The following is a 14,622-nucleotide window of genomic DNA, read 5'->3' as shown; positions in this document are numbered from 1 at the left end:
ATATGTACACTTCGTTTTTGAAAATGTCATATGCGTATTACAAAGTTCAAATTCCACACTGGTTCAATTCTCACAATATTTCCCCTTAAATTCAAACGCATCAGGATACACGTTTAAATTCCACACTGGTTCAATTCTCACATATCAGCTGTTAAAGATTTTACTTTTCTCTATTGGTTTAAATTCCACACTGGTTCAATTCTCACTCATCATCTTGTTCGCCCCAAAAAGCCGCTTCGTTGTTTAAATTCCACACTGGTTCAATTCTCACTATAAAGACATAACACTTGATTTGCGTCTGCAGAGTTTAAATTCCACACTGGTTCAATTCTCACTCCATTCATAGTGTTCTCTTTGACAATTTTTTGAAAAGTTTAAATTCCACACTGGTTCAATTCTCACTAATAATTCATATCCACCACCACCTATCTTTATAAAAGTTTAAATTCCACACTGGTTCAATTCTCACTCATTAGTTGCATAATTGTATTGAATTGATTTTGCAGTTTAAATTCCACACTGGTTCAATTCTCACAAATCTTACATCTTATATTTGAAAAGAAAATACAAATGTTTAAATTCCACACTGGTTCAATTCTCACTAAAAAATGATACAAAAAACTCTTGAATCAATACATGTTTAAATTCCACACTGGTTCAATTCTCACTCTCGTTTATGCTATTTCAGCCTATAATGCTGGAGAGTTTAAATTCCACACTGGTTCAATTCTCACCCTCGTCACCCTCAAGCATACCTTTTCTTATCTTTAAGTTTAAATTCCACACTGGTTCAATTCTCACAAAATTGTGTTTAAAGGACTTGAAAAAACAAAGCTGTTTAAATTCCACACTGGTTCAATTCTCACTGTATATTTTATTGAAACAAAAGATGAGTTAAAGCGGTTTAAATTCCACACTGGTTCAATTCTCACTTGTTTGTGCTTGTGCATATACTTCTCCAACCTTTTCGTTTAAATTCCACACTGGTTCAATTCTCACTTAGCAAATCATATTGCTATTGACGCAACTGGAATGTTTAAATTCCACACTGGTTCAATTCTCACTGTGGTTGATCTATATCGTTTTATTTTTGCTTCCCCTGTTTAAATTCCACACTGGTTCAATTCTCACTGGACAATGGATGATATATTAAAATATGTTAAAAACGTTTAAATTCCACACTGGTTCAATTCTCACTCTTAAACGCTATCGTTCTAAAATCTTCAATCTGATGGTTTAAATTCCACACTGGTTCAATTCTCACTATGTCAAATTTTATTTTGATTGAACAAAAACCTGGTTTAAATTCCACACTGGTTCAATTCTCACTAATTTGATCCTTTATTTTTATTTTTTTAAAAAAAAGTTTAAATTCCACACTGGTTCAATTCTCACTTGTGCAAAATGGTAAATATGTTTATCTTCAATGGAAGTTTAAATTCCACACTGGTTCAATTCTCACTTTAAAAGATCAGTAGTTATTGAGTTAAGAACTAGGTTTAAATTCCACACTGGTTCAATTCTCACCAAATTCGCAGGGATAGATTTTAACCAGCTTCACACGTTTAAATTCCACACTGGTTCAATTCTCACCTTAACAGTTACATCAGAGCGTATAAATTTGTAAAGGTTTAAATTCCACACTGGTTCAATTCTCACCTTTTTGATCTGTAATACTAATTCCGAAGACCGCTGTTTAAATTCCACACTGGTTCAATTCTCACTCGCCTGATAATATCCGCACATAACCACCGCGTCTTACGTTTAAATTCCACACTGGTTCAATTCTCACATATATTCCGTTTCTTAACACATAAAAGCGTCCTACGTTTAAATTCCACACTGGTTCAATTCTCACAGGACACTTTGTATAGGGTTAAAATTGTAAGAGTTGTTTAAATTCCACACTGGTTCAATTCTCACAAGATAAAAAAGAAGAAATAATTGCAAATAACTTGAGTTTAAATTCCACACTGGTTCAATTCTCACTTGAAGCAATCGGGGAATTTGCCGAAGAATTTCAGTGTTTAAATTCCACACTGGTTCAATTCTCACCAATAGTTTTATAAGGATAAAACATTAGCAATATATCGTTTAAATTCCACACTGGTTCAATTCTCACAACTTGAAAGATAAAGATTTTGAGGATTAATTAAAAGTTTAAATTCCACACTGGTTCAATTCTCACTGAGCAACCTCATCAACTGAACCATCGCTACCAGAGTTTAAATTCCACACTGGTTCAATTCTCACGAAGATAAAAAAGAAGAAATAATTGCAAACTTGAGTTTAAATTCCACACTGGTTCAATTCTCACGCATTTACTCTGTAATGCTATCAACCAGCAATCTTCAGTTTAAATTCCACACTGGTTCAATTCTCACCAATCTTTAAACGACACTTTTCATAACCCCCAGAAATCTTCTTAAATTCCACACCGGTTCAATTCTCACATTATTATCGCTATTGTGAATTTAATGCTTCTTCAAAACTCTTTCAAATGGTTTAATTTAGCATCAAACGAAACATAAATTTCAAAAGACATGTTAAACCAATTTTCAACCCTCAAATCGCAAGTTAACAAACTTTTTCAAGCATCAATCCACGACATCCTTTAGAATTAATCAACAATTTCAATCATATCTTTTTCAATTTTCAAACCATACTTCCCCTTGTATCTACCGATGTTTGAAATTTTGATAACTTCCTGAACAGAGCGATAAGGAATCGTTCTGGCAATTTTTAAATTCACCTCGCTTATCTTATCTCTTAAACTTTGCCTTGGGATCCCGTTTTCAATCCACTCTTTAATCACCCGACCCTCACGAGATGAATGACCTATCGCTCGCAAGAGTTTACTTTGCAAAATCTTGATTACCCTTGAAGCCCCAAATCTTGCTTGCTCCTTGCCCTCAAAAGATACGAAACAACGATCACAATCTTCGTCTGCTTTATGTTTTCGCTTGCAAAGCTTTTTGCTCAAGGCAAAATATGAATAAATAAAGAACTCAGTCGGTGTCAACTTTACATTTTCTAAATTTTCCACCTCAATTGATGTTTCTTTGAAATTCAGTTTTATCTTGGGTTTTAAAGTTAAGAGATCTATCTCATCTTGCGCGATCTTGACAAGATCTTGATATGATTTATTTTTGTAAAAAAATTCCGGGATAAACTTTTCAAGTTTTTGCCTCAGGTGAATGTAAGGTATTTCAGAAAGATGAATCTCTGCTTCCATGGATAACTTTCTGATTTTTTGATTTGAGAAAATAACCGGCTTTTTAGGTATGTAAAAGAAAGGATTCCCACTTGGATCCACAAAATCTGGTCTATCAAAAGGTGGATTGACGAGCACATGGTACATCTTATCAAGTTCTCTTCCATAAAATTGCATTCCGAAAGCAAAATATATATCCATGCTTTTTCGCCCTCCCGCTATTGAGCAGTGAATCACACTGTTTCTATCTTCCGTCATCTCCCTCAAGAAATTCAAAATTTGATCAGATGCAGATAGATTGTCCTCAATTGTTTTTATGTCGTCAAGCTCGCTTCCATTTTTATTTTTTAAGACGATTATGTTGCTCTTATCAAGATTCAACCAATCAATTCCAAATTCCTCACAAAACTTATAGAATTTCCCATTTTCTAAAAGATCGTTAACTATTTTTGCCTTTCCCAACGAGGTCGTGATTATGTAAATGTCATCAATTCTAAGTTTCACGGTAGGATTTTGGGATAAATGCGTAAATGTTAACTTTCCCCCAGGATTACAATATAGAAGAAATTGCAGTGTTTCGGTGATAATAGCAGGTGTTAAGCCTGCAGCAACAACTAAAATGTGCTTCACTTGATCCATGTTTAAACCCAATTTTCAATGTTTCTCAAGCATAAAGATATAGAACACAAGGTGAAAAATCAAGAGGTTGGAGGACGAACTATCCTTTTAAAATAGCAAATGACCTCGTTGATGCGAATGGCGGGCTTCAAAGCCTGCCTTAAGTATTTTTAAATATGTTAGAGTTGCAAAGCTGATCTCGTAAGTGTTAAACTTGAGACAATCACATAAAAGTTTGATAATTTTTTCTAAAATTTTTATCTTTTAAAGCAGTAAAATTAACTCAGAAAGCAATGCGACTTAAAGATAAAGTTGCAATTATAACTGGTGCATCTCGTGGGCTTGGCAGAGCTATAGCTCAAAGGTTCATCCTTGAGGGCGCATATATAGCAATTTGCTCAAAAACCGACAGCATCTTTGCGTCTTTGGATTTAATCAAAACCCATTGTTCAAAATGTTATGTCGCCAAAGTAGATGTAAGCAATTATTTAGAAGTTAAAGATTTTGTTGAAGAGGTTTACAGCAGGTTTGGGAGAATAGATGTGCTCGTGAACAACGCAGCAATACTTGGGGAAAGAAAGGAAATTTTTGATTATCCAATTGATGTCTGGGAGGATGTGATCAATGTTAATCTAAATGGTGTTTTTTACTTTACACGCGAGGTTTTAAAGTATATGATACCTCAAGGGAGCGGAAGCATAATCATGGTAAGCTCAAGCGTCGGGCGGAAAGGTAGGGCAAAATGGGGCGCTTACGCTGTTTCAAAATTTGGCGTTGAGGGACTAACTCAAATTCTTGCGGATGAATTAAAAGATACCAAGATAAGAGTCAACTCTGTAAACCCTGGACCGATTGCAACGAGAATGAGAAAAGAAGCATATCCAAACGAAGATCGCTCAAAACTAAAAAAACCAGAAGATGTCGTTGACATCTTCGTTTACCTTGCATCCGATGAATCAGATGGAATCACCGGGATGCAATTTGATGCACAAGATTTCAAATTAAGTGAGGTTCAAAAATGAGAAGGAAACTTTTCTTTCTTCTGCTTGTAATTTTATTTTATTCTTGCTTTCATACGAGAACAACATCGCCATACATTGAAGAAGACGATATTTACACCCACTTAAAATATCTTGCGTCGGATGAGCTTGAAGGAAGAAGAGCTGGAACAAAAGGCGCAGAACTTGCCAGCGAATATATAGCAAAGCAATTCAAAAAATTTGGACTCAAACCAGCTGGAGATAGAGGAACTTACTTTCAATACTTTGACTTTATTAGCGATGTTAAGATGGGAGATTCAAATTTCATAAGCTTCAGGGCAAACGACAATGTGATCAAATTAAACTTCAAATATGATTTCGTCCCACTTTCATTTAGCGAAGTTGGAAAAATAAAAGCTGATGTAGTCTTCGCCGGTTATGGGATAACTGCACCAGAGCAAAACTATGATGACTACGCTGGAATTGATGTCAAAGGCAAAGTTGTGATCGTTTTAAAGGGAACGCCGGATGGATATAAACCACACTCGCCATTTGAAAAATATCTACCATTGAGATATAAAGTAAGCAATGCTCAATCAAAAGGAGCAATTGGGATAATTTTCGTTGATCCGTTTTCTGAAAAATTTGAAAGATTTAGATATGATTATTCTGCAGGAAAAGCAGGGATCGTTGCTGTTGAAGTTAAAAACAGCTTAATTGACGATTTGCTCAAAACCTGCGGATATAATTTCAAAATTTACGACATCGTTAAAAGAATCTACGATTCAATGAAACCAAACTCGTTCGTTATAAATAATCTAAGCGTTGAAATTCAAACCGATGTTCGTTACATCAAATCAAAAGTTGCAAATGTAATTGGCTATATTGAAGGTTCAAATCCAGAGTTAAAAAATGAATATATAATCATCGGGGCACATTACGATCACCTTGGTTGGGGCGGTCAGGGCTCGCTTATACCAGATACGGTTGCGATCCATAACGGAGCGGATGACAACGCTTCTGGAACATCTGGACTACTTGAACTTGCGGAATACTTCTCAAATAATAGAAAGAAACTAAATAGAACGCTCGTTTTCATAGCCTTCACAGCTGAGGAGGAAGGAACGATCGGCTCTGGATATTATGTAAAAAATCCTTCCTTCCCACTTGAAAAAACGATCGCAATGATAAATATGGATATGATCGGAAGGTTAAAGGATGATAAATTAACAATCTACGGCGTTGGGACATCGCCCGTGTGGAATGGGATAATTGAAAGCTTAAATTCCGAATTCAAGTTTAACTTAAACCTCGTCAAGGATGGATATGGTCCAAGCGATCACGCACAATTTTATTCTAAAAATATCCCAGTGCTTCACTTCTTTACAGGGATACACACGGATTACCACAAGCCAAGCGATGACTATGATAAAATAAATTATCAAGGGCAAAAGAGAATTTTAGATTTCATAAGTAAGTTAATTTTTGAACTTGACAAGGAAAAAGAAAAACCACAATTCGTAAAAGTAGATGCACCCCAGAGGACACCTCGCGGATTTAGAGTAACTCTTGGGATAGTTCCTGATTACTCGGAGGAAGTTCAAGGGATGAAAGTTGGCGATGTCCGTCCTGGGGCACCTGCTGATAAAGCTGGAATTAAACCGGGAGATGTGATAATAAAAATGGGAAATGTAGAAATTAAAAATGTTTATGATTATACCTATGCCCTTGGCGATTTCAACCCAGGGGATGAAGTTGAGATTGTCGTTTTGAGAGGTAAAGAAAAGTTAAGTTTCAAAGTGAAATTTGAAGAACGAAAATAAATCATAAGGAGATAAAAATGAATCCTGAAGCAAAGAAGAAAGCATTGCGAATGATAACTTACGGGCTTTATGTTTTGACTTCAAAATCCGCAGATAGATATTCTGCAGGCACTGTCAATTGGTTAAGTCAAGCGTCTTTTGAACCTCCGCTTGTAATGGTTGGAGTAAGGCGTGATTCGGGACTGTATCAAACAATTTCGGAAAGTGGTGTTTTCGCAGTGAATGTTCTTGCCTCCGATCAAAAAGATATAGCATCTGCATTTTTTAAACCGACAACTGTTGATGGTGATAAAATAAATGGATACAAATTTGAATCAGGTGAAACTGGCTCGCCCTTGCTTGTTGATCTACCAGCGTTTTTTGAATGTAAAGTCGTTGATAAAGTTGAAAAAGGTGATCATGCGATCTTTGTTGGTGAGGTTGTAAATGCTGGCGTAAGAAACGAAGTGAAGCCACTTGTTATGTGGGAAACAGGTTGGTTTTATGGAGGATAAAACAAAAATAGAGGATACAACAATGAAGACAGCAGGTGATGTCGTTAAGAATAAGCCTCTTTATTTTGTCAAAAGCGGTGTCACGGTGTTGGAAGTTGCAAAGATCATGGCAGATAAAAACATCGGCGCCGTACCAGTGCTTTCGGAAGATGGCAAACTAATCGGGATTTTCTCCGAACGCGATCTTCTTAAAAGAGTTGTAGCAAACGGATTAGATCCAAATATCACAAAAATTGATGATGTCATGACTCGTGAGCTTATGATCGCATTGGATGACGAATCTTATGAAGAATGCCTTGCGAAAATGAAAAAAGCTGGGATAAGGCATTTGCCTGTGATTGATAAAGATAACAACTTGCTTGGAATCCTTTCGCTTCGCGATCTTATGGACATCTCACTTGATGAGAAAACCGAGAGGATTGAAATGCTTCACGCTTACATTTATTATAGACCACCATTTGAAGAGAACAAATAAAAAATAAAAGAGAGGGAAAGGTTGCCCATCGTCAAATTTGAACGCGAGGGTAGAAGCATTGAAGTTCCGAAAGGTTCAAATTTAAGAAAGGTAGCTTTAAAAGCAGGAATCAATGTTTACAAAGGAATCAATCAAGTTTTAAACTGTCAAGGACATGGGCTTTGTGGAACTTGTAGAGTTGAAATAATCCAAGGTGATAAAAATGTTAACTCAAAAACTCCGAAAGAGGAATGGGTATTGAAGGGAAAATTTTTAATTGCCCACAAAGTTAAACCAAATCTTCGCCTTTCCTGCCAAGTTAAAGTTGAGGATGACATAGTCGTCCTCACAATGCCAGATTATGAAATTGACAAAGAGGAAACAATGGAAAGAGTTAAAACTTTTGTTGTAGCGACATTTTTTGCTTTGCTCTTCCTTGCCGGGCTTGGGCTTATAGTGTTTGATTTTCTCGGGAAATTCTAAAACATAAGAGATCCTGAAAATTGAAAATTCTACTCACGGGTGGGAGTGGTTTTCTCGGTTGGAATTTCTGCAAGACATTGAGATTTAAACACGAGATAACCGCCTTGTATTTTCAACATGAGCTGTTTCTTGAAAGATGTCAATTTCTTAAAGTTGACATTAGAAATCGTGCCAATGTTCTTGAAATAGTAAAAAAAATACAGCCTGATGTTATCGTTCACACCGCAGCGATAACAAGCGTTCAACTTTGTGATCAAGATCGCGACCTTGCTTATTCAGTTAATGTTGAGGGAACGAAAAATTTGCTTGATGCTGGAGCCGAGATCAACGCTAAATTTATCTACATCTCCACCGATTTAGTTTATAGCGGTGATGGAAGTTTCTTCACTGAGGACACACCTCCAAACCCTAAAAGCTACTACGCCCAAACTAAGCTTGAAGGTGAGGAAATAGTAAGACAGTATGATGATTACATAATTCTTCGCCTTGCGCTTATGTATGGCTGGGGAAATGTCTTCACAAATTCATTTTCAGATTGGCTTCATACCGAATTGAGAGCGAAAAGGAAAGTTAAAGCGTTTGCTGATCAGTTCAGAACACCGATATATGCTGTTGACGCGGTTATGGCAATAGACGAATTGATCTCAAAGGACATAAAAAACGATATATTCAATCTCGGTGGCTCGGAAAGGATATCAAGATATGAATTCGCAATGAAGTTTGCAGACACCTTCGGCTATTCACAAGATTTGGTGGTGCCTGTCCCAATGGATTCGGTCAAAACTTATCTTGCCGGCGCAAAAGATTGTTCGCTAAATATAAGCAAGATTCAATCGGTTTTAAGTTTTAAACTTAAAAATGTTGACGAAGGTTTAAATGCAATGAAACGAAGTTGAAATTAATTTTGATTTTTCTAATCGTCAAGAGATATCACAAATCAAAAAGAGAATTAAAAAAATGTCTTTTTTCAACCGTATGCCACTTAAAGACAAAGTTGCGATAATTACGGGCGCATCAACCGGAATTGGTAAGGAAACCGCAAAAATTTTCGCAAAAGCAGGATGTAAAGTTGTTCTCGCATCAAGAAATCTTGAAAACTTAAATAAAGTCGCAGACGAAATTAAATCCTTCAACCAAAATGTTTTAGTAGTTCAATCCGATGTCTCTGATTTTGGATCGCTTGATAATCTCGTTGATCAAACATTGAGAAATTTTGGAAGGATTGATATACTTGTTAATAACGCGGGTTATGGGATTTATGGTTGGTTTCATCAAACACCTTTTGAAGAGATTGAAAAAATAATGCGAGTGAATTTCCTTGGCTCAGCTTATCTTATTCACAAGATCGTTCCAATTATGATTGAACAAGGGGGAGGGATAGTTGTCAATGTTTCATCCGTCGTTGGAAAAAGAGGTGTTTCAGGAATGGGGATTTACTCCGCAAGTAAGTTTGCACTTACAGGGCTTACGGAAGCATTGAGGGTTGAGTATAAAAAACTTGGAATCCATTTCATCGGGGTCCATCCAGGAACAACCGAGACAAAATTTTTTGAAAATGCAAAGTATTACGGGACAACGCGAATGCAAGGAAGATTTATGATAATGTCTGCTGAAAAAGTCGCAGAAGAAATTTTAAAAGCGGTCGTTAAAAAGAAACGGGACATAATTCTCACCCCAGTAGGTAAGCTCACTGTTTGGATAAATAAATTCTTTCCGTCATTTGTTGACTTTGTGATGAGCAAAGTTATAAAAATAACTTAATCAAACGCTTTGATCTTTCTGATTTTTCAATTTTCAAACTTCTTTAAGGCAAATTCATGAAATAACTCGCATCGTTTGTAAATTTCAACGCGACTTGCGATTGATCTTGACTTAAAATTCTTAAAATGTATTTAAAACAAAAGTTCCGAATTAAAAGACAAAAACAATGTTTGAGGAGATGAGAGAGTATATTTTACCAGTTGCGCTCTTTTTCGCCAGCGTAGTCATTGGGGTAATTTTTGAAAAGATCGTCCTCAGAAAACTTCATAAAATTGCGGAAAAAACGAAATGGGAAGGGGATGACATAATAATCACCTCGCTACGCAGATGGCTTACTTTCTGGTTTAGCTTAATTGGTTTACATATAGCTATATCAACTACGAAGATAAGCCCAGTTCTTTTAAATTATTTACACAAGATCATCCTGATACTTTACATTCTTTCTTTTACAATTGTCCTCTCAAAAATTAGCGTCGGATTTATAAACATATACAGCAAACGAGCCCAAGATGTTTTGCCTTCAACAAGTTTATTCGCAAACCTCGCCAGAATCGTTGTTTTCACGATAGGTATTTTGGTAATTTTGCATTCGCTCGGGATCTCAATCACGCCCGTTTTGACTGCCCTTGGGGTTGGTGGTTTAGCTGTGGCCTTGGCTTTACAGGATACGCTTTCAAATTTATTTGCTGGGCTTCATATAATTTTAACAAGACAAATAAAACCTGGGGATTACATACGGCTTGAAAGTGGCGAAGAGGGCTATGTCGTTGATATAACTTGGAGGAACACGACCATTAGAGAACTTCCGAACAATTATATAATCATTCCAAACTCAAAGCTTGCGCAGGCGATAGTTAAGAATTACTTCATGCCTGAAAAAGAGATGTCAATTCCTGTGCAAGTTGGCGTAAGCTATGATAGCGACCTTGAAAAAGTTGAAAGGGTAACTCTTGAAGTTGCAAGGGAGGTGATGAGAGAAGTCCCTGGCGGTGTGCCGACATTTGAACCTGTTATTCGTTATCATACATTCGGTGATTTCAGCATAAACTTCACAGTTGTGTTAAGATGCAAAGAATTTCAAGAGCAATACGCCGTAAGGCATGAGTTCATCAAGAGATTACACAAACGATATAGAGAAGAAGGAATCATCATACCGTTCCCGATAAGGACAGTGTATATAAATAAAGGCAACGAAGGTTGATCAAAATTTCACAGACACCTGAAATCTTTTGATTTTGTTTTATTAAACATTTTTTCTCAAAAGCTTTCTAATCGTGTCTAACGCCTCACTTTTGTATCTTACCTCCGTCTCGTGCGTTAACTCAAAATCCAAACTCGTGTCGTTAAGCAAGGCACGATTAAAAGGTAAGCTGACAGGATAAATCATGATAACTTTTACATCATGCCCCAAATTTGATAAGCGATTTTTTAAAGCAAAGGAGGAAAGAGAAGATTCGCATTGTTCGCCAGCAATTTTGAAAGTTAAATTTGATAGAAACTTTAGCCACATATGCACAATGAAAAGGTGGTTTATCACAACAGCAGATTAATTTTTCCCTTTTGAGATTGAAAATGCCCATCTTTGAAGATTATCAAATCGTCATTGTAGGAACAAACGACTTCGCCTCAACTCCCAAAGGACAGCCTGATAGTCAAGTTCACCTGCTTCAATTTTGTCACCTTTCTCCTCCATGTCCCTCGTCAGCGCCTCATCGGCAAATTCAGGGAAGCGGAGGCGAAGCCATCGGTAAACTTGTCGCCCCAAGTCCGTGGCGAACAGGAAGCCCTTGAGTTCGGAGACATAGCCCCGCTCAATAAGCGTCTGGACGATTTTTGCGTAAGTTGAAGGTCTACCCAATCCCCGTTGGCGCATCTCTTCAATCAAACTCCCTTGTGTGAACGGCATGACTTTACTGACGAACCGAATTTGTTTGCCGACAATTTTCATTTCGGGGGTGACAGGCTGGACGCGAAGCGGTGAGACGCAGTGGAAACCTTCTTCAATAACTTCTGCGATGACTTCCCAATCTTGCTGCCAGTCGTCCAACTTTAAAGTGACCTTGGCTTTTTTAACCTTTGCAGGTTTCATTTGCGATGCCAAAAACCTGCGGACAATCATTCCGTAAATTCTCAGTGCAAAATTTGGGTTGTCAAGGGAGATGCGACCTGCGGAAACCCAAAGCCTCAAATCGTCTTCTGTCAAGGCTCTCGTCGGTCGGATGCACTCGTGAGCGCCTTCAGTCCCATAACGGCGGGGCTGAAACAACGACAAGTCATAACGCTCCTTCAGCAACTCCTCGGCAACTTTCAAACCCGCATCGGAAACACGAACGCTATCGGTTCGGTGATAAGTTATGAGACCGCGCTCAAACAAATCTTGCAAAGTATCCATCAGTTGAGTCGCAGAAGCGAACGAACCGGCGTCGGCGAGGAGTGTGCCTGTGTTGTATGGCGGTTGAGGGTTGACAGTTTCTTCTCCAATTTCTTCAACGCTCAATTTCGCTTGCTCCAACTTGTCAAACAACCTTCGTGCAAACGGTATGTTTTCATGCTCAAAATTGAGTTGAACTTGGATTTTGGATTCGGGATCAGCGAGTTGAACAGTTATGCGAGCCTTTTTCTGCCGTGCCAAATCCGTCCGCTCAATGACCCAACCGAGCACTGGAGTTTGAACCCTTCCAGCGGAAAGGTCGTATCGGTCAAAAACTTGCCAAAGCCTGCGAGACAACTCAAACCCGACCCACCTGTCAAGGATTCGGCGGGTCACTTGTGCCTTGACAAGGTTTCGCTCAATTTCACGGGGCGATTGAAGGGCTTGAGTGAATGCTCGCCTTGTTACTTCGTGAAATTCGGCTCGGACAATGTTCGGGTTGAAAGGCTTAAGTGCAGCCATCAAGTCGTAACCTATTTTTTCGCCTTCCGCATCAGGGTCTGTTGCGATGACGATTTCGTCAAATTGGACAGCAACCCTTTGCATGGCTTGAATTAGCGTCAACTTATCCCGCTCTGGCGGTTTGCCGCAAGAGCAATTTTCTTCGGTCGTCTGTTCCCCACAGTTTGGGCAAGATTTGATTGAGCCGTAAACGGGCACAAAATTTCCGTCAAGTTGAAGGACGCCGTAAATTCCCTCTCGCTCAACCAAATCAAAGACATGACCAAGTGAAGCAGTGATAGCGATTAGCCTGTCTCCTGTCGTGACTTCCCAAACCGACAAACCGTTGACAATTCGCCTTTGAGGGGTCCCAAAGAAGTGGGCGATTGTCCGAGCCTTGTTTGGTGATTCAACGATAACGAGAGTGGTGCGAATTTCTGGTCTGGCTTCTCTTGATGCTAAGGTCGTTCCCTCACGGAGCAATTGCTTAATTCGCTTTCGGTCTTCGTCTACTTTGTGCAATTCCGCCTCCCAATCAACTTCGTCGGCGTTGGCAAACTCAACTTCGTCATAAAAGAGCCTGAGCCTTCGCAAAAGGCTGTTGAAGGCTTTTTTGTCCCACGCCAAGATTAGGCTCACACCGCGACTTATCCCGCCAGCGAAAAGGCGGGATGTCCGACCTGACGCTTGCAAGTAACTCGCTGCGTCGCCGAATGTGATGAAAAGTTGACCGTTGCGTCGGTGCAAAGTCACTGTCTCCGCCTTTTCAAGTTTCTCCAAAATTTGCTCATCGCTGAATTGCCGCTTAAGGTAATTGGCGATTTCCTGAACTTTTTTCGGCAAAGGTTGGTCAGGGCGAAGGTATCGGTATCGGCGCATCGTTGCCAAATAGGCATCAATGAGAGCCTTGTCGTCGCTCACTTCCCTCAAAGCGAGCAAAAGCCCAGCAAAGTTGCGTGGGTCATCGGTCGTCAGAGGGAAACTGATTTTAGGCACATCAACGAAAATCGCGTATCGGATTGTTTCGGGCAAATCAACACCACGAACCAAAGCATTAGTGGGGATTGAGATTCCGACGGCGACTTCAATTTCGCCTCGCCGAAAAGCATCCAAATCCAATTCATCGTAGGGGTTAGCAACAATGCCTTCACTTCTCAGGTGCGAGGTGATTTCGCTGACGCCCTCTCGCCCCAGTTCGCCAGAGACGAAAACAACCCCTCCTTTGCCGAAAAGTTTGACCCAACGAACGAGTTGTTGCTTTGCCTCTTCAATATCTTGCACCCACTTGACAGCGTCGCAAATGTTGCGGACTGTGACTCTGACGGGAGCAACTTCAAAACCGAGCAATGTTCGGAACAGTGCAACTCGTTTCGTTCTCGGTCGCAATGTTGCGGACGAAACGACGAGGATGCCTTTTGGGTTGGCTTTGGGGACTTGGGATTGGGAACTTGGGACTAAAGGCTGGGGACTGGTCAATTCGTCCTCTTGGTTTTCAGGTTCGCCAAAAATGTCTTCGGTTTCAACGCTCTCTTCTCCCTCTTCGGTTTCGCTCTCCCCTGATGCAGCGACTGGCACTTTCTTGGTCACTTGTGACCACGCAGTTTCAATTTCGTCTTCGGAAAAACCGAGCAACTTCAAAACTTTGTCAACATTGCGTCCCGATTTCAGCAGAGCATCAACATCGTCAACGAAAACGAAATCAAACCTGCGACCGTTGAGCAATTCAAAACTTGACGAAAGGAACATGCTGGTTGTGATGAGAATTTCGTAGTCGCCCGCTTCAATTGCTTTTCGCTCCCTTGCGCGACCAAGATAAGCAACAACCTTTTTGTTTCCGAAAGCTTGACACCTTTCAGCAACTTGTTCAACGAGCATCCTTGTGGGGACAATGATGTAAGCAGTTCCATGCAAGAAGTGAGCCAT

At 39.3% G+C, this 14,622-nt stretch carries 11 protein-coding genes and 1 CRISPR repeat array; of the genes, 8 read left to right on the top strand and 3 right to left on the bottom strand.

Going from position 1 to position 14,622, the window contains the following annotated elements; translation table 11 throughout:
* Nucleotides 1-44: 44 nt before the first annotated feature.
* Nucleotides 45-2,453: direct repeats of the CRISPR family, unit length 30 nt; unit sequence GTTTAAATTCCACACTGGTTCAATTCTCAC.
* A gap of 167 nt (nt 2,454-2,620) precedes the next feature.
* Nucleotides 2,621-3,853 carry a CRISPR-associated ring nuclease Csm6 gene (gene csm6, locus NZ923_10640; protein ID MCS7230468.1) on the bottom strand — a complete coding sequence of 411 codons (1,233 nt, stop codon included), beginning with the start codon at nt 3,851-3,853 and terminating at the stop codon, nt 2,621-2,623.
* A gap of 272 nt (nt 3,854-4,125) precedes the next feature.
* Here csm6 and NZ923_10635 point away from each other — a divergent pair, with 272 nt between their 5' ends.
* From NZ923_10635 to NZ923_10600, 8 genes are all read left to right on the top strand, one after another.
* Nucleotides 4,126-4,854 carry an SDR family oxidoreductase gene (locus NZ923_10635; GenBank protein ID MCS7230467.1) on the top strand — a complete coding sequence of 243 codons (729 nt, stop codon included), beginning with the start codon at nt 4,126-4,128 and terminating at the stop codon, nt 4,852-4,854.
* Entirely contained in the window at nt 4,851-6,635 is a 1,785-nt protein-coding gene (locus NZ923_10630; protein ID MCS7230466.1) for a M20/M25/M40 family metallo-hydrolase, read from the top strand. Before NZ923_10635 ends, NZ923_10630 begins: the two co-directional genes overlap by 4 nt.
* 17 nt (nt 6,636-6,652) lie before the next feature.
* Nucleotides 6,653-7,129, top strand: coding sequence for a flavin reductase family protein (locus NZ923_10625; protein ID MCS7230465.1), 477 nt, complete (start codon nt 6,653-6,655; stop codon nt 7,127-7,129).
* Nucleotides 7,119-7,604, top strand: a complete 486-nt coding sequence (locus NZ923_10620; GenBank protein MCS7230464.1) for a CBS domain-containing protein — start codon at nt 7,119-7,121, stop codon at nt 7,602-7,604. Before NZ923_10625 ends, NZ923_10620 begins: the two co-directional genes overlap by 11 nt.
* A gap of 21 nt (nt 7,605-7,625) precedes the next feature.
* Nucleotides 7,626-8,066 (top strand): (2Fe-2S)-binding protein, encoded by a 441-nt coding sequence (locus NZ923_10615; GenBank protein ID MCS7230463.1) that lies wholly within the window; start codon nt 7,626-7,628, stop codon nt 8,064-8,066.
* 20 nt (nt 8,067-8,086) lie between these two features.
* A complete protein-coding gene (locus tag NZ923_10610; protein MCS7230462.1) occupies nt 8,087-8,962 on the top strand; it encodes an SDR family oxidoreductase in 876 nt (291 codons plus the stop codon).
* Nucleotides 8,963-9,041: 79 nt separating this feature from the next.
* The gene (locus NZ923_10605; GenBank protein MCS7230461.1) at nt 9,042-9,827 is read left to right on the top strand and encodes an SDR family oxidoreductase; all 786 of its coding nucleotides are present in this window, start codon (nt 9,042-9,044) and stop codon (nt 9,825-9,827) included.
* Between the two features lie 178 nt (nt 9,828-10,005).
* Complete coding sequence (locus NZ923_10600; GenBank protein MCS7230460.1) at nt 10,006-11,028, top strand: mechanosensitive ion channel family protein; 1,023 nt, start codon at nt 10,006-10,008, stop codon at nt 11,026-11,028.
* Nucleotides 11,029-11,070: 42 nt separating this feature from the next.
* Here NZ923_10600 and NZ923_10595 read toward each other — a convergent pair whose 3' ends face one another.
* Nucleotides 11,071-11,364, bottom strand: coding sequence for a hypothetical protein (locus tag NZ923_10595; GenBank protein ID MCS7230459.1), 294 nt, complete (start codon nt 11,362-11,364; stop codon nt 11,071-11,073).
* 63 nt (nt 11,365-11,427) lie between these two features.
* Nucleotides 11,428-14,622, bottom strand: a complete 3,195-nt coding sequence (rgy, locus tag NZ923_10590) for a reverse gyrase (protein MCS7230458.1) — start codon at nt 14,620-14,622, stop codon at nt 11,428-11,430.

Source organism: Candidatus Kryptonium sp. (assembly GCA_025060635.1).
Taxonomy (GTDB): Bacteria; Bacteroidota; Ignavibacteria; order Kryptoniales; family Kryptoniaceae; genus Kryptonium.
The sequence above is the reverse complement of the archived record's forward strand: the minus strand, read 5'-3'. Positions and strand labels throughout refer to the sequence as shown.